Origin of the sequence: Nocardia jiangsuensis, from assembly GCF_042650385.1 — a bacterium.
Lineage (GTDB): Bacteria > Actinomycetota > Actinomycetes > Mycobacteriales > Mycobacteriaceae > Nocardia > Nocardia jiangsuensis.
In genome coordinates, this window is sequence record NZ_JBHSAX010000005.1 from 190,375 (window position 1) to 211,030 (window position 20,656).

Sequence of the window (20,656 nt, forward strand, 5' to 3'; positions counted from 1 at the left end):
TCCTTCCGGTCGGGGCGCGGGCCCCCTCAGGCCAGCGCGAGGAACAGCTTCTCCAGTTCGTCGACGGTCAGTGCCTCGGCGCCGTCACGGTCGTCGCCGTTCAGACATTCGCGCAGCCCGGTGGCCACGATCTTGAATCCGGCGCGGTCGAGTGCGCGGGAGACCGCGGCGAGCTGGGTGACGACGTCCTTGCAGTCGCGCCCGTCCTCGATCATGGCGATGACGCCGCCGAGCTGGCCGTGGGCCCGGCGCAGCCGCTTGCGCACGTCATCGATGGCGGTCTGGTCGCCGACCATGGTGATCTCCTCGTCTCGCGTGTTCGCTATACCCCCTGGAGTATATCCCAGCGCGGACGCGGGGCGGGTTGACATACCCCGGGGGGTATAGGCACTGTGGAGAGCAGCAGGCGGGCGACGGGCCCGCCGGTGGAGGACGAAGCCATGATTCTCGAGCAGTACTACATCGAATGCCTCTCGCACGCTTCCTATCTGATCGGTGACACGACCACCGGCCGCGCGATCGTGGTCGACCCGCGCCGGGACATCACCGAATACCTGGCCGCTGCCGAACGCCTCGGCCTGACCATCGAAGGAGTGGTCAACACCCACTTCCACGCCGACTTCGTCTCCGGGCACCTGGAGTTCCGGGCGGCCACCGGGGCCTGGATCGGTTTCGGCGCGGCCGCCGAGACCGGATATCCGATCCGCGGATTCGCCCACGGTGACCGGATCGAGCTCGGCGAGGTGGAGATCGAGGTGCTGGCGACTCCCGGCCATACCTGGGAGTCGATCAGCCTGCTGGTGCGCGAGCGCGCAGGCACCGAGCCGACGGCTGTGCTCACCGGCGATTCGCTGTTCATCGGCGATGTGGGCAGGCCCGATCTGGTGAACCTCGGCCCCGGTAGCAGCACCGACCTGGCGCGGGCGATGTACCGCTCGATCCACGACGTGCTGCTCGCGCTGCCGGATCCGGTGCGCGTCCTGCCCGCGCACGGCGCCGGTTCGTCGTGCGGCAGGAATCTCTCCGCGCAGCTGTCCTCGACCATCGGCGAGCAGCGCCGCACCAATGCCTCGGTGCAGCCCATGGCCGAGGACGAGTTCATCGCGCTGGTCACGACCGACCAGCCGGCCGCGCCCCGGTACTTCCACACCGATGCCGCACTGAACAAGTCCTGGCATCCGGTGCTCGACCCGCACCGGCGCGTTCCGGAGCTGTCGCCGCAGCGGCTGCGGACCGAGCTCACCGCAGGCACCAGGGTGATCGACGCCCGCGATCCCGAGGATTTCGCCGCGGGCCATCTGCTCGGATCGGTCAATGTGGGCTTCGACGGCCGTTTCGCCGAGACCGGCGGCATCGTCGCCGATGTCGGTGAGCGCCTGGTCGTGCTCACCCGCCCCGGTGACGAACAGGTCGCCGCGCTGCGGCTGGCGCGGATCGGCTCGGACGCGGTGATCGGCTACCTCACGGCAGGCGCCGACGGCCGCCTGCCCGCCGAGTTGGCGGATCTGGTGCGGCCGGCGCCGCGCGTGGACGCCGCGGAGCTCGACCGCCTGCTCACCGCGGACGCCGTCACCCTGCTCGACATCCGCAACCCGGCCGAGCGCGAGGACGGCGTCATCGGCGGTGCGATCCCGATCCCGCTCGCGCAGCTGCGGTCCCGGCTGGACGAACTGCCCGCCGATCGCCCCGTCGTGGTCTACTGCGCGGGCGGGTGGCGCTCCAGCGTCGCCGCGTCGCTGCTGCGCGCGAGCGGTTTCGAGGACGTGAGCGATCTGCGCGGCGGCTACGCGGCCTGGGCCGGGCGGCGGGCCTCGGCGTGATCGCCGCGCTGGCGATCGGCGCCGTGATCGGAGTCCTGCTCGGCCTGCTCGGCGGGGGTGGATCACTGCTGGCGGTCCCGGCGCTGGTGTACGGGCTGCGGATCCCGCTCGCGCAGGCCGTGCCGATGTCGCTGCTCGTCGTCGGCGTCGCGGCGTTGGCGGGCAGCGTCGGCAGAATCCGGGACGGCCGGGTGAATTGGCGAGTGGCGGCGATGTTCGCGCTCACCGGGCTGCCCGCGGCTTTCGCCGGCAGCGCGGTGAACCGGCTGCTGCCCGCGGCGCTCACGCTCGGCGGCTTCGCCGTGCTGATGGTGGTGGCCGGGGTGCGGATGCTGATCCGCTCCCAGCGCACGGGTACCGCCTGCCGTACCGGCGCGACCGTTGACTGGCGCCGATGCGCCTCGCGGGCGGTGCCGGCCGGGCTGGCGGTCGGGTTCCTGACGGGGCTGTTCGGGGTCGGCGGTGGGTTCCTGATCATTCCCGCGCTGGTACTGCTGCTCGGCCTGGACATGGCGACGGCGATCGGCACCTCCCTGGTCATCGTGGTCGCGAACTCCGGCTCCGGGGTGCTCGCCTATCTCGGCGCCCTCGCCCCGGACTGGCGGATCACCGCGGCCTTCGCCGGGGCGGCGATCGCAGGCGCGCTGCTCGCGGGCCGCTTCGGTGCGACCGTGGACACCGAGCGGCTGCGCACCGGCTTCGCCTACCTGATCTTCGCGGTCGCCGCGTTCGTGCTCACCGAAGTGCTGTTCCTGCCCTGAAACACCGGAGAAAGGACAATCCCATGTGCCAACGAGTCGCCTGCCGCCGCTGCGGCAAGCCCACCTATGAGGGCTGCGGAGCCCACGTCGAGCGGGTGCTCGCCGATGTCCCCGCCGCACAACGCTGTTCGTGCGCAGCGGCACCACGGCCGACGGACCGGTGGCGCCGATTCCGCGGCCGCTGACGGTCATCCCCCCGGCCGGGCGGGGGCAGTGTCGAGGAGCCGGCGGCCGGTGATCCGGTCGCCGCGCACGCGAATGAAGTGGTTGCGCTGCCCCTCGGCCCACGGTTGCACGAAGGTGCCTGCGACGGCGACGAGTTCGTCGATATCGCGGATCAACCGGGCGTGGCCGACCACGGTCACGCTCCAGCCGGAGCGCAGGTCGGGGTCGAGTTCGTCGGCCTGGAAGGCGACCACCTCGTTCGCCAGCGCGGCGCGCAACTTCGTGCCGTCGGCGACCCGGATGATCACCCGGTCCTCGTGCAGCCGGAAGTTCACCGGGTGCACGGTGGGCGCGGAGTCCTCCAGGAAGACCAGGCGGCCGACCCGGACGGTCCGCAGCAGCTCCAGGCACTGCGCGCTGTCGAGTACGTCGAGATGTTTCGTGTTCGCCATGTCCGCTCCCGGAGAGTGCTTTCGGCCCCGTTCCGAGCCTGCGCCCCGGCGGGTGCGCCCGCGCAGGGCCGGAAGTCCCCGGCCCGGGGGACCGGCGGCCCCGCAGGTGCCGCCGGCGGCCGGACTTCGCGGCCCGCGGGTATCGCGTGCGCGGCCGCTGTCATCGCCGCTCGGCCGCAGCGACCGGCGCGGCGGCCCCCAGCGTGAAGTAGTTCTCCTCCTCCTGCAGGAAGTGCAGCCGCAGCAGGGTGTGCAGCCCGTACAGGCAGGCCAGCAGGTCGTCGGTCTGGTCTCCGGCGAGCGTGCCCTCGGCGTGCGCGCGGTCCAGGTGCGCGCCGATGCGCGCGCTCAGGCGCTGGATCTCGGCGTGCGCGCGGCTCATGGTGGCGGTGGCCTCCGGGCCGCCGAGCGGGGCGGCGAGCGCGGGGTAGAGGAGCTGCTCCTCGGCCCGCTCGTGCGGCAGCAGGTCGCCGACGAGGAAGGTGTGGGCCCGCTCGATCGCGGCCAGGGCGGCGGGGTCATCGGCGGCGAGCCGGTCGGCGGCGGTGCGCAGCAGCGCGAGCAGCTCGCGCAGGCTGTCGTGCTCGGCTCGGAAGCGATCGAGCAGCCGCCGGGTGGTATCGGCCATCGGATGCCGCCCGGCGGGGTCGCCGCGCAGTGCGCGCAGCGCGTTGAGGATCACCGCGACGTCGATGCCCTCCTGGAGCAGGGCGCCGGGTGCGGGCGGCAGCAGCCCGGCGGCGGCGGCGATCATGGCCAGCAGCGACAGCGCCATTCCCGCCACCGCGCTCTGAACCGCGATGCGGCGCGCCCAGCGGGCGGTATCCATGGCGTCGGCGAGCCGGTCGAGGCGGTCGGTGGTCAGCACGATGTCGGCGGCCTCGGAGGACGCGCTGGAGCCGCGCGCCCCCATGGCGACCCCCACGGTGGCCGCGGCCAGCGCCGGGGCGTCGTTCACCCCGTCGCCGACCATGACCGTGACCGCGCGCTCGCGTTCGGCGCGGACCGCGGTGACCTTGTCCGCCGGGCTCTGCTCGGCCCGCACCTCGTCGAGCCCGAGCACCGCGGCGACCTCGCGGGCGGGTTCCCAGCGGTCACCGGTGAGCATGACCAGCCGGTCGATACCCGCGTCGCGCAGCCGGCGCATGGTGCGCGGCGCCTGCCTGCGCAGCGGATCGTGCAGCAGCACCGCGCCGGCCGGCTCGTCGTCGATCACGATCCAGGCGATCGCCGCCGTGTCGAGCCTGGCCCGTGCCTCCACCGCGCGCGCCCAGGCCGGAACCGATTGTGTGACCGGACGTTTGCCGACCTGGACCCGGTGACTGCCGACCTCACCGGATACCCCCGACCCGGGGCTCTCGGTGATTCCGGTCGGCAGTACGAGCGGCAGGCCGCGGGCGAGTGCCTCGGTGACGATCGCGGCGGCGAGCACGTGCGGGGAGAGCTTCTCGACCGAGGCCGCCAGCCGCAGCACATCGGCGGTATCGCGCCCGGGCGCCGCCACCACATCGACCACCGCGGGCGCGCCCGCGGTGAGGGTTCCGGTCTTGTCCATCATCAGTGTTCGTGCCCGGCCGAGGTTCTCCAGGGCGCCGCCGCCGCGGATCACCACGCCGAGCCGGGAGGCGCGCGAGAGTCCCGACACGATCGCCACCGGGGCGGCCAGCAGCAGCGGGCACGGGGTGGCGACCACGAGCACCGCCACCGCTCGGGTGAACGAGCCGGCGGCCAGCCCCGCCACGGTGGCCACGATCAGGGTCACCGGCAGGAACCAGGCCGCGTAGCGGTCGGCCAGCCGCACCACCGGGGCGTTCTCCGCCCCGGCCTCGCGGGCCAGGCGCACGATCCCGGCGTAGGTGCTCGCGGCCGCGGTCGCGCCGGCCCGGATCAGGAACGAGCCGCCCGCGTTGACCACTCCGCTGCGCACCGGTTCACCCGCCGCCCGCTCGACCTGCAGCGGTTCGCCGGTCAGCGCCGATTCGTCCAGGACGGCGCCGGTATCGAGGAGCCGCCCGTCGACCGGCACCGTCTCGCCGGGGGCGACCACCAGCACGTCGTCGGGCACGACCTCGTCCACCGGGACGACGACGACCCCGTCGCCCGCGCGGCGGCGCGCGGTGCGCGGTGCCCGCTCGAGCAGGGCCCGCAGGTCCCTGGTGGCACGCCGCCGCGCGGCGGCGTCCAGCGCGCGGCCACCGGTCAGCATCACCGCGATCAGCGCGCCCGCCAGATACTCGTGCACCAGCGCGGTGCCGGCGAGCGCGAGCACCGCGATCAGGTCGACCCCGGCCTGCCCGCGCCGCAGGGCGGCGACCATCCACCACACCGCGGGCACGAGCGCGATCACGGTGACCGCCAGCCAGCAGCCGGTCGCCGCCGCGCGCAGCCCGAGCGGCCACAGCGCCAGCCCGAGCAGCAACCCCGCCGCGGTGAGCGCCAGCAGCATCGGTTCCGCCCGCCACCACCGCGCTGTCGGGTGTGTCTCGGCCATGCCGTGCTCCCTCCGGTAACGGATCTACCGCCAGCACAGCGCATCCGCCGGGCGCGGCACAGGGCCACAGTCCTCCCGGCCGAGGGCCTTCGGCCCCTGCTCAGCCGTCGTGACCGCTCGCGCGGGGCAGGTAGCGGGTCCAGTCGACGCGGGCGAGCAGGACCACCGCGGCGAGCAGCGCCACCTGGATCGCGATGCCGGAAGGTTCGTCCCCGAAGTCCAGCAGCCGGGCGCGCGGCGCCGCCAGGGAACTAGGTCACCGCCCGGGATGTCCCGCGCCTCCGGCCTACCCGGCGGGATCGACCGCGGCGGCGCGCCGGCACCAGCGGTGGCGGCGATCGCCGGGCTCTGCACGGCGTCTGCGCCGCCCGGCTGGACCGGCTCGGACTGCCCGCGGTGTTCGTCGACCGCCCGGCCGGTTCGCGCACCCGGGGCCGGTTCCGACCTGCACGACTCCTGGCACTACCCGGCCCGCGCTCTCGGGGTGTGCGGCGACGGGATCCGGTCGCGAACGACAGCGGGGCCGGCCAGGCGCGCGACTTCCGCGTCGGGGGCCGGGGAGCTCGTCACGGGACCCGGCTTCGCCGTCTCGGCGGACCGACGGCAGAGCCGTCCGGCCTCGATCGGCAAGGACCAATGGACGGGCTCTCCGGGCAGACCCGCGGGCGGCGTCAGGGGTGCGGAGTGGAAGAAGGTGGCGGCGGCGGGCGGCGGGAATTCAGCTCGCGCATCGTGCGCCGGTAGTGCAGGGTCAGCGCGATGCGCTCGGCCGCGGCGACGGCGAGGGCCTCGTCACCGCCGTCGAACGGGCGGTCGACGCTGTAGCGCACGATCGAGAGCCCGCCCAGCACGAGTTCGTCCCAGAGCAGCGGAACGCCGAGGATCGCCCTGATCGGATTGTGTGCGAGGAACGTCGCCTGCTGCGGTGACGCCTCGGCCGGGGCGTCACCGGGCCGCATCCACCAGCGCACCGGGCGCCGCTGCTCGATCACCGGCCCCCACAGTCCGCGATCGGCCTTGTCGACGGTGGCCTGCATCATGGTGGCCATCGCCCGCCCGCGTTCGGGGTCGACGTGATGTGCGGCGAGCGGAGTCAGCAGCAGGCCGTCCGCGGAGAGCTCGCGCACGGTCACCGCCTCCCCGACGGCGACGGCCAGATCTTCCGTCATGGTCCGCAGCAGCATGTCGATGGCCGTGGTGCACCGCCGATCGGCGCGGTGGGACAGCCACTGCCGGACCATCACCTCGTCGTGCATCGCATCCCCCTCGTGTGGTGTGGTGACCGGAGCCGGTGGGTCGAGGCGCGCGGCCGGGCTTCGGTGATGGTCAGGGCGCACCCGCGAACGCGCGCCGGGCAAGGGTCAGCGAGGCCTGGATCGGCCCCGCGGTGTCGACCGGCACCGCATCCGGCCACGGTGTCTCGTCCGCGGCCAGCGCGGCCGCGATGGCGGGGGTGGCTTCGGAGAATCCCCCGGTCCTGGCGCGGATGCGCTGATCGGCCAGCTCGCGCGGGCAGGTGCAGCGCAGCGTCACGAGGTCGCTGTGGGTGGCGGCGGCGAGCGCGGCGGCGCGCTCGCGCTGGTTCCGATCGGTCCAGGCGGCATCGAGGATCACCGGCTCGCCGCGTTCGAGCCGTTCGCGGGCGGCCGCGAGCAGCGCGGTGTACACGGCCTCCTTCGCGGCGGGGGAGTAGGCGCCCGCCCCGTAGCTCCCGGCCGCTCCGGTGATGGCCCCGGCGGCCCGCAGCCGCGCGCGGGTGTGGTCGCTGGAGAACACCGCCGCACCGGTCTCCCGCGCGAGAGATGCTGCCAGCGTCGACTTTCCGGTTCCCGGCAACCCGCCGACCAGGATCAGCCGGACCGTCGCGCGGTCGAGGTGGTCCAGGGCGAGCCCGAGGTGGCGGCGGGCGCGGGCCGCGGCGGTGTCGTCGCCCTGGTCGTGCCGGATGAGGTCGGTCTTGGCGCGCACGGTGGCCCGGTAGGCGATGTAGTGGTGGCGCAGCGAGGGCGGCGCGGGATCGCCGGCGGCGTGGGCGTAGTCGTCGAGGAACGCGGCGGCCAGGCCGGGATGGCCGCGGAACTCCAGGTCCATGGCCAGGAAGGCGACATCGTCCAGGGCGTCGACGAAGCGCAGCCGGTCGTCGAAGTCGAGGCAGTCCAGGATTCGGATCCCGTCCGGCAGCACGAAGATGTCCTGGGCCAGCAGGTCGCCGTGCCCGTCGACGACGCGCCCGGCCGCGATCCGCTCGGTGAACAGCGGGGCGCGGCCGTCCAGGAACCGCATCGCGGCGGCATCGAGCCGCGCGACGGCGGCGGGATCGAGCACCGCGTCCGAGCGGGCCGCCAGCGGGTCGAGCAGCGCGCGCCATCGGGCACGCAGCCGCTCCGGGGTCCCGGCGCGGTCGATCTCCGCCCTGCGCCGGGCGGTCGCGTGGAAGCGGGCCAGCATGCCCGCCAGCGCGGGCAGCGGGCTGGGCGGCCGGGCGGGGTCGTCGAGCACGGCCGAGAGCCGCAGGCGCTCGGGCATCCGCCGCATGACCACCAGCGTTTCGTCCGGGCCCCCGTCCGGGTCGGTCAGTGTCGCCGTCCCGAGGTAGACGTCCGGGGCGAGGCGCCGGTTCAGCTCCAGTTCGCGCAGGCACGCCGCGCGGCGCCGCTCCGCGGTGCCGAAGTCGAGGAAATCGGTGACGACGGGCTTCTTGGCCTTGTAGGCGCGGGCACCGCAGAGCACGACCACCCCGGTGTGGGTCTCGTGGACGGCCGAGAACGGCTCTCCGGCAGGGGCTTCGGCCGGCGCGGAGCGCAGGGCGGTGAGATCGGGCACCGGGTTCTCCTCTCGCGGGCGGGCTGGGCGCGGCTCCGCACCAGAGTCTGGCGCGCGCCGCGCGGCGGCCCCAGAGCCGAACGGCCCGAACGCGGCGGCGTTCGGCCAGGGCCGGTCCCCGGCGGCGAGAGCCGATCGGCCTCCGGATCGGATGCCTTCGGCCACTGCCGGGCGGCACCGGCGCGGGCGATCGTGCTGACATGCCCGAAACCACGCGACTCTCTTCCTCGGAGCGGCGACGGATCGCCCGCTACGCCATGGACTCCGCAGGCCCCGACGCCGCCCGCCTGCTCGAGGTGCGGTGTCCCCGCAACCACCGGGTGGCCGCGGTGCTGCACACCCCCTTCGGGGCTGTGATCCGCTCGGTGCTCACCGGGCGCGCGCACGGCCGCCACGACGCCGTCGCTCCGGAACCCGAGACGGAGTACCTCGACCTGCTCGGCATCGAGACAGCGGGTGAGGATCCGGTCCCGGCCGGCTGTGGCTGCGGGGCCGCGATGCTGTCCAGGGCCTGCCTGCGGCACGCGATCGCCGAGGGGCGGCCCGCGCTCGGGTTGGCCGGTGCACAGTCGGGGGCCGTGCCCGCCGCGGCGCCGCCCGAGCACGCCGGGGACGAGGAGCCCGTCCCGGTCCGGGTGTCTACCGGCAGGTACGTCTCGGCAGCGGGCGCGGACTACGCGCGCACCCGGATCGGGCACGTGCTGCGGCGGGCTCCCGGCCCGGTGCGCGGGGCCAGGGTGCGCCTGACCGGCCACGGTGACCGGGCTGTGGCGGAGCGGGTCCTCGCCCAGGCCAATGCCGACATCGGCGATCGGCCGGTGCGGGTCCAGGCCGGGGCGGCGACCACCGCGGAGGCCGTCGATCTGCTCGCGGCGCGGCTGAAGGCGCGGCTGGCCCGGCTCGCGCGGCGCGCACCGGCCGGGCGCGGCGCGGTGACCGAGCACGAATGGCGGCACGGTGATCCGCCGCGGCCGTGGCTGCCGTACTTCCCCCGCCCCGTGCACGAGCGAGAGGTGATGCGGCACAAGGCGTTCACGCCGGCCACGCAGAGTTGCGCGGAGGCCGCCTTCGACCTGGAGGCGATGGACTACGAGTTCGAGCTGTTCGTCGAGGCGGGCAGCGGCGTGGACAGCGTCCTGTACCGCACCGGCGACGGCGGCCACCGGCTCGCGCAGGTCGATCCGCGGCCCGGCGCGGTGCTCGCTGACCTGCCCGGCTGTTCGATCGCCCCGGAGCCCGCCCCGGTGCTGAGCGTGGCCGAGGCGGCGCTGCGGCTGGAGCCGGCCGATCGGCCGTTCGTGTTCTTCCGCGACCGCACCCTGGGGCGGGGCTGCGTGCTCTACCACCGCTACGACGGCCACTACGGGCTGATCACGCCCGCCGCATAGCCGACCCGACCCGAGGAGCACCCCATGCGACATCTGCGAGTCGCCGATGTGACGACCAGGACGGTGGTCGCCGTCGAGGAGGGCGCCGCGGTGCCGGAAGGTGGTCCGGAGGTGTCGGTCGCGGCGGCGCCCCGGTGTGCGGTCGCGGCCGGGCGGGACTCCGGCGCTCAGCCGAGTTCGCGGCGCGGCGCCTGGGTGGTCGCGGGCGCCGAGGCCGGGGTGACGCGGGTGACCCGCCACCATTCCCGGTCCGCGGTGCCGGTGCCGATGCGCTCGAACAGCGCGTTGCGCGTGGTGTCCGGTATGACGTGGTAGCCGATCGTGCCCGGCTCGCTGACCAGGGCGAGCACCCACCACAGGGCGCGCGCGTAGTCCTGGGCCCGCTGCGGGTCGTCCCATTCGTAGAGCCCGCGGTAGACGCCGTTGCCGTCGTGGGCGAGCCACAGCTTGGTCACCAGGCCGGGGAATCCGGCGAACAGGATGGTGTTGAGCAGGCTTTCGCGACGGAACAGGGCGTGCCCGCGGCCGTGCACCGCCCGCAGCCGGAACCGCACCACCAGCACGCACGGTGGCCGCGGCGGGGCGGCGAGCTCGATCCGGGTCTCCCGGAAGACCCACGTGCGCGTGCCGTCGGCGAAGCTCAGCTCCATCCCGACGTGCTCGCGGGGTAGTCGGATGCGGTTGTGGGCCAGCAGGTTCAAAACGCGTGCGGCGCAGCGCGCCAGGGCGGCCAGCGCGGTGCCGGGTGGCATGGGGCCCTGCGGGTGCAGCCGGGTGGGGGCGGAATCTCGATCCATGGCCTTCAGCCTGAGTCCGGGCGGCCCGGCGGTGAAGGGCACGACGGCCGGGTCGGTGGTCCCCATCCTGCGCGGGTACGGGGGCCGATGGCCTCTCGCCACCGCGCCCCCCGACCTCGACGCTGATCGGGAAGGCCGCGCTCGCGGCCGTCGAAGTGAGGAGAACCGACATGAAGGCCGAGGAAATCCTGGCGAACACGCAGGACGCGATCACGGTGCGGCGGGTGTTCGCCGAACCGGTGGAGCGCGACGGGACCACGGTGATCTCCGCCGCCGCGGTGGGCGGTGGCGGCGGCGCCGGAGGCAGCACCGGCGAGGAAGGAGAGGGCTCCGGCAGCGGCTTCGGCATCGGCGGGAAACCGGTGGGCGCCCTGGTGATCCGGGATGGCAAGGTGCACTGGCAGCCCGCGGTCGACGTGAACCGGCTGATGGTGGTGGTCGGCGCGGTGGCGATCGCCGCGCTGCTGGCCGGGGTGCGGATGGCCGGGCGCGGCTGCGCGCACGCCGGGTGATCACCGGGGTCCTCGCGGCGCGGGCCGTTCGGCCCCTGCGCCGCGCGGACCGCCGGTGCGACAGTCGCCGCATACCGTCCGACCAGGAGCAGAACCATGAACAGCACCGAGAAGACCCCCTACCCCGTCCGTCTGCGCGGTGAGCTGGACGAGCCGCTGTCGCGCTGGCTGTGGCTGGTGAAATGGCTCCTGGCCATCCCGCACTACGTGGTGCTGTTCTTCCTCTGGATCGCCTTCGTGGTGCTGACCGTGGTGGCCGGATTCGCGATCCTGTTCACCGGGCGCTACCCGCGTGCGCTGTTCGACTTCGATGTCGGGGTCATCCGCTGGAACTGGCGGGTGCAGTTCTACACCTACGCGGTGCTCGGCACCGACCGCTATCCGCCGTTCACCCTGGCGCGCACCGACTATCCGGCCGATTTCGACGTCGACTACCCCGAGCGGCCGCGCGGGCTGTTCGACTTCCTGCTCGGCATCGCCCGCTGGATGTACCGGGTGCTGGCCTACGTGGCGCTGATGCGCGACGAGTACCCGCCGTTCCGGCTCGAACAGGGGCCGCGGGAGAAGACCGCACGGGCGCCGGAGGCGGCCCCGGTCACGGAGCCGGCGTCGTGAGCACGCTGACGCCGCTGGACTCGGTCTTCCTGCTGCTCGAGGATGTCGACCAGCGCGTCGGCACCGGGATCGGCGTGGTCGCCACCATCGAGGGCGCACCGCCGTCGCGGGCCGAGTTCGCCGATCAGGTCGCCGCCCGGATCCGCGCGCACCCGCGGCTGCGCCAGCGGTTGCACCGCACGCTCGCGGATCTGGTTGCTCCGCAATGGGTTCCGGACGAGCAGTTCGACCTCGACCACCACCTGCGCCGGCACGCGCTGCCCGCGCCCGGCGACCGGGCGAGCCTCGAGGAGCTGGTCGCCGCCGTCGCCGCCGAGCGGATCGACCGCGACCACCCGCTGTGGCGCTGCCACGTGGTGGAATGCCCGGGCAGCGCGCAGTGGGTGTTGATCCTGCTGGCCCATCACAGCATGGTCGACGGGCTCTCCGGGGTCGAGCTGCTGCGTTCGTTCTGCGACGACCCGCCCGCCGTCGAGCACCGCCCGGTGCAAGCGGCCGGGATCGCCCCGTTCCGGCTGCTGCGTGACGCGCTGCGGCTCCCGCGCACCGCGGTGGGCGCGGTGGCGCACGCGCTGCCGGTGCTGCTCCCGGTGCTCGGCCCCGGCTCGGGCACCTCGCTGAACGGGCGGATCGGGCGGCAGCGCCGCTACCGCGCGGTCCGGGTGCCGCTGGCCGATGTCCGCGATATCGGCGCGGCCTTCGACGCGACGGTCAACGATGTCGCGCTGGCCGCGGTCGCCGCGGGGCTCGGCGCGCTGCTGGACGAGCGCGGTGAGCGTGCCGACCGGGTTCGGATCCTGGCGCCGGTGTCGGTGCGCGGCACCGGCGAGGACCTGGGCAATCGGGTCTCGGTGATGCTGCCCCGCCTGCCGGTCGGCACCGCGCCCGCGGTCGAGCAGCTGGCGTGGATCCGCGGCGAGACCAGGGCGCACAAGGCCAGCGGCGAGGTCGGCGGCGTCGGCAGCCTCATCCGCTGGACCGAGCGGCTGCCGTTCGCCGCGGTCGCACCGGCCGCCCGGCTGCTGTGCCGGTACCCGCAGCGCGGCGTCGCGGGGCTGGTGACCGATGTGTTCGGCCCGGCCGGGACGTTGCGGTTCGCCGGGCGGACGGTGCTCGACATCGTGGCCGTCCCGCCCATCGCCATGCGGCTGCGGGTCGGGGTGGCGGTACTCAGCTACGGCGGGACGCTGAGTTTCGGGGTGCTGGCCGACCATGACAGCGTGCCCGACCTGGACGTGCTCGCCGACAACATCGAGGCCGCGATCGGTCATCTGCGCAGTGCGGCCGCCTGGGCGCCGCGCCGGATGGAGCAGCCGGTGCCGCTGCCCGCCACCGAGCCCGCGCGAGCCGACGCCGGAGCGCGGCCGTGAGCGCGGGGGCCGGGACGTGGCCGATCGTGGTCGGGGTCGACGGTTCGGCGCACGCCCTGCGCGCGGTCGCCTGGGCCGCCGCCGAGGCGGCGCTGCGCAGGCTGCCGCTGCACCTGGTGACCGCCTCGCTCGCCTACGGCACCGACCCGGCGGCGCTGGACGCCGAACTCCTGGTCGAGGAGGCGCGGCGCGGCCTCGACCAGGCCGCGGCCACCGCCCGGTCGACGGTGCCCGAGGACGATCTCGTGGTGCGCACCGAGGCGGCCGCGGAGATGCCGGCGGACCGGCTGCGAGCCCTCGGTCACCGGGGCAGCGACAGCGCGACCGCTGCCTGCGCGGCCAGCGTGTCCAGGGCGGCCCTGGCACCGGAATCCGCGAGCCGGTGCTCACCGGGGGCGATGACGGCCAGCACGCCGACGGCGGGCCCGGCTGCCGGCACCGGGAGCAGCAGGGCGCGCCCGGAGCCGTCCACCGGAAGAGTCCTGGCCCCGCGGAATCCGGGGAGGCGGAGCCTGCGGCCGCGCACGGCACGTCCGGTGCGCCCCGCCGTGGTGAGCACGGTCAGGTCGGTGCGGTGCTGCCCGGATGCCCCGTCGCTGCGGCCGATCCAGGCACCGCGGGCCGCGGTGAGCTCGCGCGCACGCCCGGCCACGAGCTCGAGCAGGGTGGCCGGGTCGACGCGCGCGGCGAGGTCGAGGCCGAACTCGGCTTCGGCGGCCAGACGCCGGGCGCGGTGACCCGCGACCTCGCCGAGATGCACGCGCTGCACCGCCACCGCCGCGGTGGCCGCGAATGCCCTGGTGATGAGCACGTCATCGCGGGTGAAGCGGGAGTGCGCGGCCGGCTCGCCGAGAGACAGGCAGCCGAGTGTGTGGCCCCCGGCCCGGAGCCGGACGGTGAGGATCGCGGACTGCGGATCCGGGTCGTCGACGGCATCGCTGTCCGGGTCGGCGCGCAACAGGGCGCCGAGTGCGGCGTGGCCCGCCCGCGCGGCCCGCCGTGAGGTGACGGGCCCGCCGTCGCGGCTCTCGTAGAGGGTGATCCCGGGCTCGCCGGTCGCGGGAGAACGGAGCCGGGGGATGCCGAGCAGTCCGTAGCGCGCTTCGGCGAGGTCGACCGCGAGCCGCAGCACGGTCCGGTGTGTGTCCACCGGCTCGATCGGCGCGCCGACCAGGGTCTTGGCATCGACCAGCCGGGCGAGCCGCTCCTGCTCGACGGCCAGCTGGGCGACGCGGGCATCGAGGTCGCCCAGCAGGCGGCCGAGGCCGAGCCGGGAGAGCGCGTCACCGAGGTCTCGCATGCGCACCGCCCTCGCTCGGTCCGATTCGCACAGGAATCCGCTCCCTCCGTCGCCGGAAGACCAGTATCGGAAACGGATCTTCGGCAGCGCTTCCACGCGCCTTGCGCGGGCTGTGCACCGACGTGGTGCACAGCGGAATCCGCGACGCGATGGCCGTGGCGGCCGAGCGGATGGGGCAACGATATCGGCGCGTCGCCGTCTGCGACGGCTCCCCGGTCGGGATCGTGACCGGCTGCGACATCGTCGTGGAATGCGAGCACGAGCTCCCCGCCGTGTCCGCGGTGGGCCGGGAGCGGCGGCCACGGGCGGAACGCCCCTGCCGGAGGGGCGTTGGTCCCCGGTCAGGACCCGCCGGCCAGCGGGACCTCCCAGCTCCGGCCGGGCCCGAGCACGCGCTCGGCGTCCTCGACGCACACCCGGATCGGCGCGGCCCGGCTCGGGTGCAGCCGCACCAGGACCCGGGTGTGGCCGAGGGTGACGGTGATCGGCTGGCCCCGGTAGGTGAGGGTGAACGACGCCTCGCGCAGCTCGGCCGGGAGCACCGGGTGCAGCCGCAGCAGATCGAGGCGGGTCTCGACCCCGGCGTAGCAGCGCAGCACCATGTCCGCGGTGCCTGCCATGGCGCCGAGGTGGACCCCCTCGCGGGTGGTGCCGCCCTGGGTGTCGTCGAGGTCGGCGGCGAGTGCCCGGGTGAACAGCTGCCACGAGGCGGCCCGGTCGGTGCGGGCGAGTACCCAGGCGTGGGTGAGCCTGCTCAGAGTGGAGCCGTGGCTGGTGCGCGCCAGGTAATAGGCGACGGTGCGGGGGATGAGTTCGCCGGGCAGATCGTAGCCGAGCCGTTCGAAGACCTCGCGCAGCTCCTCGGCGGAGAACAGGTAGAACAGCATGAGCACGTCGGCCTGCTTGGAGAGCTTGTAGCGGTTGGTGCTGTCGCCCTCGGCGTTCAGGATCAGGTCCAGCCGCTCGATGTTGCCGTAGCGTAATCGGTAGGCGTCCCAGTCGAATTCGTCGAGCTCCTCGTAGCCGTCGAACTGGGAGATGACGCCGTCGGCGTGGAAGGGCACCCGGAGCCTGCGGCCGATGTGATCCCAGTGCGTCGGCTCGTCCGGGTCCAGGCGCAGCCGCCGCCGCAGCGGCTCGCAGTCGGCGCCGTCGAGCAGCTCGGCCACCTCGACGGCGCGGGTGAGCACCCAGGAGGCCAGGACGTTGGTGTAGCTGTTGTTGCGGACGCCGCGTCCGGGCGCGTCCGGGTAGCCGTCGTGGTACTCGTCGGGCCCCATCACGCCGTGGATGTCGAAGCGGCCGCTCTCCGGGTCCGGGGTGGCCATGGCGGCGAACAGCCGCGCCACCTCGATCACGATCTCGGCGCCGCGGTCGATCAGGAAACCGGTGTCGCCGGTGGCCCGGTAGTACTGCCACACGCTGTAGGCCAGCGCCAGCCCGACGTGACGCTGCCGGAAGGAGTTGTCGGCCATCCACTGCCCGGTCCGCGGATTGAACAGCTCGGTCGGCGTCTCCTCGCGGCCGTCGCTGCCGCTCTGCCACGGGAACAGCGCGCCGCGTAGCCCGGCGGTGCGGGCAGCGGCGCGCGCCCGGTCCAGGCGCCGGTACCGGTAGGTGAGCAGTGCGCGGGTCAGCTCGGGGCTGCGCAGGGTGAGCATCGGGTAGACGAAGAGCTCGTCCCAGAAGATGTGGCCGCGGTAGGCCTCGCCGTGCAGGCCGCGGGCAGGCACGCCGGCGTCGCTGTCCGGCCCGGCCCCCGCGACCGACTGCAGGACGTGGAAGACGTGCAGGTTCAGCGCCAGCTGATCAGTGCTGCCATCGACCAGCCGGATGCCGAAACGATCCCACAGCCGCGCCCAGGCGTCGGTGTGGTCGGCGACCAGGTCCGCGAAGTCCGGTGCCCGGCCGATTCTTTCGGCGACGTCGAGCGCCGGGGTGGAGATCGCCCTGTCCCGGCCGGTGGCGACGGCGGCGATCCGCCGCACCGTCACCGGCTGCCCGGGGGCGACCGGCACGGTGTAGTCGTGGCCGGGGCCGGTCGCGCCGGGCGTGAACCGGTGCCCGCGCACCGGGCCGAGCACCCGGGTCCCGACCGCGAGCGCGAGCGCGATCCCGGACTGCGCGGTCGCGGTCTCGACCAGGACGGTGTGCGCGTCGAGTTCGCGAAAGGTGCCGGGCAGTAGATGATCCGGGCGCAGCGCGCGATCGTCGGCGACATTGCGGTTGCCGACCGCGGTGGTCACCGCCGCCCGGATCTCCAGCGTGCCGAGCCAGTTCTCCGCCTCGACGGTGACTTCCATGGCGGCCAGGTGGAGGTCGGTCATCGAGTGCAACCTGCGGGTGATCACCCGCGTCTCGCGGCCGGCGTCGTCGCGGTAGCGGTCGACCGTGGTGAGGATGCCGGCGCGCAGGTCCAGGTCGCGGTGGTGGGATCGGCACGCCGGGGTGCCCGGCCGCAGCACGGGTCCGCCGGCCGGGCGCACGGTCAGCATCGTCCAGTCCGGCGTGTTGACCAGGTGCTCGGTCTGCACCACGCGATCACCCAGATCCGAGGTGCACCGGTTGTAGACCCCGGCGAGGTAGGTGCCGGGGTAGTGCACGGCGTCGCACACCGTGCCCGGGATCGAGCCGCGGCTGGCCCAGTAGCCGTTTCCGGTGGTGCACAGAGCTTCCCTGGTGCCCTCGGCGGCGGGCACGAAGTCGTCGTAGACCAGGTTCCAGCCGCCGGGGCGCGCCAAGGCGGCACCGGCGCCCCAGCGCGGTACACGCGGCCGCTCACCGGCCGGGCCGGTGAGGCCGAGCGCGCCGAGGTCGGTCACCACGACACCGGCGCCCGCGGCGGCGAGCGCGGCGTCGCCGCCACGGCGGTCGACCCCGGCCACCAGCCCGAATTCGCCAGCGACCGCGGCACGGACGCCCGCGGCGGCGTCCTCGATCACGACGATGTCGACCGGCGGAAGCCGCAGCCGCCGCGCCGCCTCGAGGAACAGCGCGGGATCGGGTTTACCCGGCAGCCCGGCGCGCAGGGCGTCGGTGCCGTCGACCCGCACGGTGAACAGGTCCTCGAGCCCGGCGGTGCGCAGCACCGCGACGCTGTTGCGGCTCGCCGTCACCAGCGCGGCCGGGACCCCGGCGGCGCGCAGCCGGGTGAGCAGCTCGGCGGCGTCGGGAAAGACCCGGACCCCGACCCGCGCGAGCTCCTCGGCGAACAGCTCCTGCTTGCGCCGGGACAGTCCGGCGACGGTGCGCTGCCGCGGGCCGTCGCCGGGGCTGCCCTCGGGCAGGGTGATCCCGCGCGAGCGCAGGAACTCCCGAACCCCGTCCTCGCGGCTGCGGCCGTCGACCGTGGCGCGGTAGTCCCGGTCGGGGTCGAACCCGGGCCCGGTGTCGCCGAGCGCGGGCAGGACCTCGTCGAAGAGCGCCTTCCATGCCGCGGCGTGCACCGCCGCGGTGTCGGTGACCACGCCGTCCAGGTCGAAGATCACCGCACCGTGGTCGTCGGCGGTGCGCCCGGCCGGGCCGGGCAGGTTGCGCAGCCGCATCCGGATCCCGCTCAGCTGGTCGGCAGCGCGAGCACCTGGCCCGCGGTCGCGCCGCCGTCGAGGACGAACTCCGAACCGGTGGAGAAGCTCGCCTCGGTGACCAGGAACCGGACCATGGCGGCCACCTCCTCCGGCTCGCCGAAGCGGGGCAGCGGCTGGGCGGCCGCCACCGAGGCATCCATCCCCGCGGTCATCGGGGTGTGGATGGGGCCGGGATGCACCGAGCAGACCCGGATTCCGGCCGCGCCGAGTTCGAGCGCTGCGGTCTTGGTGAGCCCGCGCAGCCCCCACTTGCTCGCGACGTAGGCGCCGATGCCGGCGTAGCCGGTCAGCCCCGCCGTGGAGGAGATGTTGACGATCACGCCGCCGCCCGCAGCGCGCAGCACCGGCGCCGCGGTGTGCATGCCGAGCCAGGCCCCGACCAGGTCGACCTCGAGCACATGCCGGAACATCGCGGGCGGCTCGGACTCGATGGCGCCGTAGTCGAGGATGCCCGCATTGTTGACCAGGACGGCGAGCGGGCCGAAGCTGTCCTCGGCGATCCCGATCACCTCCCGCCACTCGGTCTCCCGGGTGACGTCGAGGTGGGCGTAGCGTCCGTTGCGGCCGATGGCATCCGCGGTCTCCTTGCCGTCGTGGTCGAGGATGTCGGCGACCACGACGCCCGCGCCGGCGTCGGCGAGCGATCGGGCGATCGCGGCGCCGATGCCGCGCGCCCCTCCGGTGACGACGGCGCTTCGGCCGTGTAGATCGAACATGGTTGCGCTCCTTCCGGATTCGGATCCGCGCTCACTCCGCGGAGCTGATCGCGATGGTCTTCTCGGCCGGTGGGGTCTCCGCGGAGACCGGGACGGTGACGGTCAGGATGCCCTTGTCGTAGGCCGCGGTGATGTCGTCCTCGCGGGCACCGGCGGGCAGCGCGAGGGCACGCAGGAACGAGCCGTAGCTGAACTCGGAGCGGCCCTGGGATTCGGTGGATTCGCTGCGCTCGGCGCGGATGTGCAGCACGCCGTCGCGGACGGTCACCGAGACGTCCTTGTCCGGGTCGACGCCGGGCAGCTCGGCGCGCACCACCACGCCGGTGTCGTCGCGGGTGACCTCGACCTTGATCAGGTGGTTGTCGAACAGCGGGCGCACGGTACCGAGGGCGGGAAGGTTCGACAGCCACTCGACCAGGCTCGGCAGCTGGGTGTGGGCGCGGTGCTGGGTGGCGATGGTGTTCACGGCATCTCCTGTAGTCGGCTTCGGTGGGACACCGCCGATTCGACCAGCCGCCCGTGGTGGGCACGAGGGACCGCGGTCCCCTTCCGGCGGGCCGTTCGGCTCCGTCCCCGCACCGCCGGGTCCCGCGGCACCACGGACGGGGACCTTCGTCCCTGCCGGGCGGGCGCGCGGAGGGCGAAGCTCGGATTCGACGATGCGCCACGCACCGCCCGACCCCGCGTCCGAGGAGGATTCCGATGTCCGCGCCACCCGTCGGCCCCGCCCCTCCGCCCGGCCACCACACCCGGCAGTGGTGGCTGCGCCCCCTGAGCGCCAGCCCGCTGCTCCGCGGCGCCGACCGCGTCGAGGCGCTGGTCCGGCTGCTGGCGTATCTGGCGGTGGTGGCGGCCGTGCCGTTCGCCTGCGCCGCGGGCACGCTGGTGTACGTCGACGACGCGGCCCGGATCGTGGCCGAGCACGCCACCCGGGTTCCGGTCTCCGCGCAGCTCATCTCGGAGCCGGGGACGGTCGAGCCCTACCACTACGAGGCGCAGGTGCGGTGGCAGGACGAGCGCGGCGAGCACGAGGCCACCGCACGGGTGCCGCGGACCGCGGGGCGCGGCGACACCGTGCTGCTCTGGGTGGATCAGCGCGGTGCGTTCGTCCCCAGCCCGCGAGCACCGGAGGCCGCCGCCATCGGCGGCATCGGCGCCGCCGTGCTGGTGCTGCTCGCCGTCGCCGCCGCGAGCGCCGGGGTGGTGGGCGCCGTGCGCTGGACGCTCGACCGGAAGCGGATCGCAGGCTGGGAGGCCGAATGGCGGGAGTTCGCGCACTAGCACATCGATTGCACGCCCAACGTCCGCTGATCCGATGACATACGACTCTGCGGCCGGGTGCCCGGGGGTGGTGAACTGACCAGGAGATGACCATGAGGCAAGAAGGCAGGACGGAAGTGGACGAACCCGACGTCGGAGCCCCGATCGCAGGGTTCGACCGCACGACCGTCGAGTTGTCCCGCGAGGAGGGGATGCGGTTGCTGGCCGGTGTGCCGTTCGGGCGAATCGTGTTCACTCGCAACGCGTTACCGGCAGTGCGGCCGGTCCGGCACCTGATCGACGGCGAGCTGCTGATCGTGCGCGCCGACGTCGGCTCCGGCTTCTCGCAGTCGGTCCGCAACGATCGATCGGTCGTGATCGCCTACGAGGCCGACGACATCGACGTCGACCGGCGGCTCGGCTGGTCGGTCGTGGTGACCGGGCTGGCCCACCCGGTGACCGCACCGGCGCTGGTGCACAGGTACAGCGCCCGGCTCGGATCGTGGATCGGCGCGGACGACCAGCTGATCGCCGTCGAGCCGACGCTGATCACCGCCATCGCGCTGGCCGAGGTCACCGCGGCCTGAACCGCGGCGGGC

At 74.3% G+C, this 20,656-nt stretch carries 18 protein-coding genes and 1 pseudogene; 9 read left to right on the forward strand and 10 right to left on the reverse strand.

All coding sequences use genetic code 11. From position 1 onward, the window contains the following. Positions 1 to 26 precede the first annotated feature (26 nt). The gene (locus tag ACFO0B_RS06080) at positions 27 to 296 is read right to left on the reverse strand and encodes a metal-sensitive transcriptional regulator (RefSeq protein WP_378611301.1); all 270 of its coding nucleotides are present in this window, start codon (positions 294 to 296) and stop codon (positions 27 to 29) included. Between the two features lie 144 nt (positions 297 to 440). On the opposite strand from ACFO0B_RS06080, the gene ACFO0B_RS06085 reads away from it, so the two are divergent. Together ACFO0B_RS06085 and ACFO0B_RS06090 are read left to right on the forward strand one after the other, a co-directional pair. Beyond that, positions 441 to 1,820: an MBL fold metallo-hydrolase gene (locus tag ACFO0B_RS06085; RefSeq protein WP_378611302.1), complete on the forward strand. Its 1,380-nt coding sequence runs from the start codon at positions 441 to 443 to the stop codon at positions 1,818 to 1,820. Beyond that, positions 1,817 to 2,581 carry a sulfite exporter TauE/SafE family protein gene (locus ACFO0B_RS06090; protein ID WP_378611303.1) on the forward strand — a complete coding sequence of 255 codons (765 nt, stop codon included), beginning with the start codon at positions 1,817 to 1,819 and terminating at the stop codon, positions 2,579 to 2,581. Before ACFO0B_RS06085 ends, ACFO0B_RS06090 begins: the two co-directional genes overlap by 4 nt. A 188-nt stretch (positions 2,582 to 2,769) precedes the next feature. Here the strand turns inward: ACFO0B_RS06090 and ACFO0B_RS06095 are convergent, their stop codons facing one another. The 4 genes from ACFO0B_RS06095 to ACFO0B_RS06110 form a co-directional block, all read right to left on the reverse strand. Continuing rightward, positions 2,770 to 3,198, reverse strand: a complete 429-nt coding sequence (locus tag ACFO0B_RS06095; RefSeq protein ID WP_378611304.1) for a pyridoxamine 5'-phosphate oxidase family protein — start codon at positions 3,196 to 3,198, stop codon at positions 2,770 to 2,772. 160 nt (positions 3,199 to 3,358) lie between these two features. Then, positions 3,359 to 5,689, reverse strand: a complete 2,331-nt coding sequence (locus ACFO0B_RS06100) for a heavy metal translocating P-type ATPase (RefSeq protein WP_378611305.1) — start codon at positions 5,687 to 5,689, stop codon at positions 3,359 to 3,361. A 671-nt stretch (positions 5,690 to 6,360) separates the two neighbouring features. Beyond that, on the reverse strand, positions 6,361 to 6,945 hold the full coding sequence (locus ACFO0B_RS06105; RefSeq protein WP_378611306.1) for a GAF domain-containing protein: 585 nt from the start codon (positions 6,943 to 6,945) through the stop codon (positions 6,361 to 6,363). A 70-nt stretch (positions 6,946 to 7,015) separates the two neighbouring features. Then, entirely contained in the window at positions 7,016 to 8,512 is a 1,497-nt protein-coding gene (locus tag ACFO0B_RS06110) for a bifunctional aminoglycoside phosphotransferase/ATP-binding protein (protein ID WP_378611307.1), read from the reverse strand. A 200-nt stretch (positions 8,513 to 8,712) separates the two neighbouring features. On the opposite strand from ACFO0B_RS06110, the gene ACFO0B_RS06115 reads away from it, so the two are divergent. Beyond that, positions 8,713 to 9,900, forward strand: a complete 1,188-nt coding sequence (locus ACFO0B_RS06115; protein ID WP_378611308.1) for a sigma 54 modulation/S30EA ribosomal C-terminal domain-containing protein — start codon at positions 8,713 to 8,715, stop codon at positions 9,898 to 9,900. Between the two features lie 167 nt (positions 9,901 to 10,067). On the opposite strand, the gene ACFO0B_RS06120 is transcribed toward ACFO0B_RS06115, so the two are convergent. Continuing rightward, the gene (locus ACFO0B_RS06120; protein WP_378611309.1) at positions 10,068 to 10,763 is read right to left on the reverse strand and encodes a hypothetical protein; all 696 of its coding nucleotides are present in this window, start codon (positions 10,761 to 10,763) and stop codon (positions 10,068 to 10,070) included. Positions 10,764 to 10,867: 104 nt separating this feature from the next. On the opposite strand from ACFO0B_RS06120, the gene ACFO0B_RS06125 reads away from it, so the two are divergent. The 4 genes and pseudogenes from ACFO0B_RS06125 to ACFO0B_RS06140 form a co-directional block, all read left to right on the forward strand. Then, positions 10,868 to 11,209, forward strand: a complete 342-nt coding sequence (locus ACFO0B_RS06125) for a spore germination protein GerW family protein (RefSeq protein ID WP_378611310.1) — start codon at positions 10,868 to 10,870, stop codon at positions 11,207 to 11,209. A gap of 96 nt (positions 11,210 to 11,305) precedes the next feature. Then, positions 11,306 to 11,824, forward strand: a complete 519-nt coding sequence (locus ACFO0B_RS06130; RefSeq protein WP_378611311.1) for a DUF4389 domain-containing protein — start codon at positions 11,306 to 11,308, stop codon at positions 11,822 to 11,824. Then, positions 11,821 to 13,194 carry a wax ester/triacylglycerol synthase family O-acyltransferase gene (locus ACFO0B_RS06135; RefSeq protein WP_378611312.1) on the forward strand — a complete coding sequence of 458 codons (1,374 nt, stop codon included), beginning with the start codon at positions 11,821 to 11,823 and terminating at the stop codon, positions 13,192 to 13,194. The genes ACFO0B_RS06130 and ACFO0B_RS06135 overlap by 4 nt, the downstream gene beginning before the upstream one ends. Positions 13,195 to 13,220: 26 nt before the next feature. After that, positions 13,221 to 13,460: pseudogene (locus ACFO0B_RS06140) on the forward strand (universal stress protein); the annotation flags it as partial. 35 nt (positions 13,461 to 13,495) lie between these two features. Here ACFO0B_RS06140 and ACFO0B_RS06145 read toward each other — a convergent pair. From ACFO0B_RS06145 to ACFO0B_RS06160, 4 genes are all read right to left on the reverse strand, one after another. Continuing rightward, entirely contained in the window at positions 13,496 to 14,494 is a 999-nt protein-coding gene (locus ACFO0B_RS06145; protein WP_378611388.1) for a GAF domain-containing protein, read from the reverse strand. 341 nt (positions 14,495 to 14,835) lie between these two features. After that, positions 14,836 to 18,039, reverse strand: a complete 3,204-nt coding sequence (locus ACFO0B_RS06150; RefSeq protein WP_378611313.1) for a beta-phosphoglucomutase family hydrolase — start codon at positions 18,037 to 18,039, stop codon at positions 14,836 to 14,838. Between the two features lie 11 nt (positions 18,040 to 18,050). Continuing rightward, positions 18,051 to 18,797 (reverse strand): SDR family NAD(P)-dependent oxidoreductase, encoded by a 747-nt coding sequence (locus ACFO0B_RS06155; RefSeq protein ID WP_378611314.1) that lies wholly within the window; start codon positions 18,795 to 18,797, stop codon positions 18,051 to 18,053. A 31-nt stretch (positions 18,798 to 18,828) separates the two neighbouring features. Further along, positions 18,829 to 19,263 carry an Hsp20/alpha crystallin family protein gene (locus ACFO0B_RS06160; RefSeq protein WP_378611315.1) on the reverse strand — a complete coding sequence of 145 codons (435 nt, stop codon included), beginning with the start codon at positions 19,261 to 19,263 and terminating at the stop codon, positions 18,829 to 18,831. 236 nt (positions 19,264 to 19,499) lie between these two features. Between ACFO0B_RS06160 and ACFO0B_RS06165 the strand changes: the two genes are divergently transcribed. Together ACFO0B_RS06165 and ACFO0B_RS06170 are read left to right on the forward strand one after the other, a co-directional pair. Further along, positions 19,500 to 20,078, forward strand: coding sequence for an Rv1733c family protein (locus tag ACFO0B_RS06165; RefSeq protein ID WP_378611316.1), 579 nt, complete (start codon positions 19,500 to 19,502; stop codon positions 20,076 to 20,078). A 92-nt stretch (positions 20,079 to 20,170) separates the two neighbouring features. After that, positions 20,171 to 20,644: a pyridoxamine 5'-phosphate oxidase family protein gene (locus tag ACFO0B_RS06170; RefSeq protein WP_378611317.1), complete on the forward strand. Its 474-nt coding sequence runs from the start codon at positions 20,171 to 20,173 to the stop codon at positions 20,642 to 20,644. The last annotated feature ends 12 nt before the right edge of the window (positions 20,645 to 20,656 follow it).

Coding starts and splice junctions, on each gene's coding strand:
- ACFO0B_RS06165 (WP_378611316.1), top strand. CDS start 19,500: ATGTCCGCGCCACCCGTCGGCCCCGCCCCTCCGCCCGGCCACCACACC.
- ACFO0B_RS06105 (WP_378611306.1), bottom strand. CDS start 6,945: ATGCACGACGAGGTGATGGTCCGGCAGTGGCTGTCCCACCGCGCCGAT.
- ACFO0B_RS06115 (WP_378611308.1), top strand. CDS start 8,713: ATGCCCGAAACCACGCGACTCTCTTCCTCGGAGCGGCGACGGATCGCC.
- ACFO0B_RS06100 (WP_378611305.1), bottom strand. CDS start 5,689: ATGGCCGAGACACACCCGACAGCGCGGTGGTGGCGGGCGGAACCGATG.
- ACFO0B_RS06145 (WP_378611388.1), bottom strand. CDS start 14,494: ATGCGAGACCTCGGTGACGCGCTCTCCCGGCTCGGCCTCGGCCGCCTG.
- ACFO0B_RS06085 (WP_378611302.1), top strand. CDS start 441: ATGATTCTCGAGCAGTACTACATCGAATGCCTCTCGCACGCTTCCTAT.
- ACFO0B_RS06155 (WP_378611314.1), bottom strand. CDS start 18,797: ATGTTCGATCTACACGGCCGAAGCGCCGTCGTCACCGGAGGGGCGCGC.
- ACFO0B_RS06130 (WP_378611311.1), top strand. CDS start 11,306: ATGAACAGCACCGAGAAGACCCCCTACCCCGTCCGTCTGCGCGGTGAG.
- ACFO0B_RS06120 (WP_378611309.1), bottom strand. CDS start 10,763: ATGGGGACCACCGACCCGGCCGTCGTGCCCTTCACCGCCGGGCCGCCC.
- ACFO0B_RS06080 (WP_378611301.1), bottom strand. CDS start 296: ATGGTCGGCGACCAGACCGCCATCGATGACGTGCGCAAGCGGCTGCGC.
- ACFO0B_RS06150 (WP_378611313.1), bottom strand. CDS start 18,039: ATGCGGCTGCGCAACCTGCCCGGCCCGGCCGGGCGCACCGCCGACGAC.
- ACFO0B_RS06125 (WP_378611310.1), top strand. CDS start 10,868: ATGAAGGCCGAGGAAATCCTGGCGAACACGCAGGACGCGATCACGGTG.
- ACFO0B_RS06170 (WP_378611317.1), top strand. CDS start 20,171: ATGAGGCAAGAAGGCAGGACGGAAGTGGACGAACCCGACGTCGGAGCC.
- ACFO0B_RS06095 (WP_378611304.1), bottom strand. CDS start 3,198: ATGGCGAACACGAAACATCTCGACGTACTCGACAGCGCGCAGTGCCTG.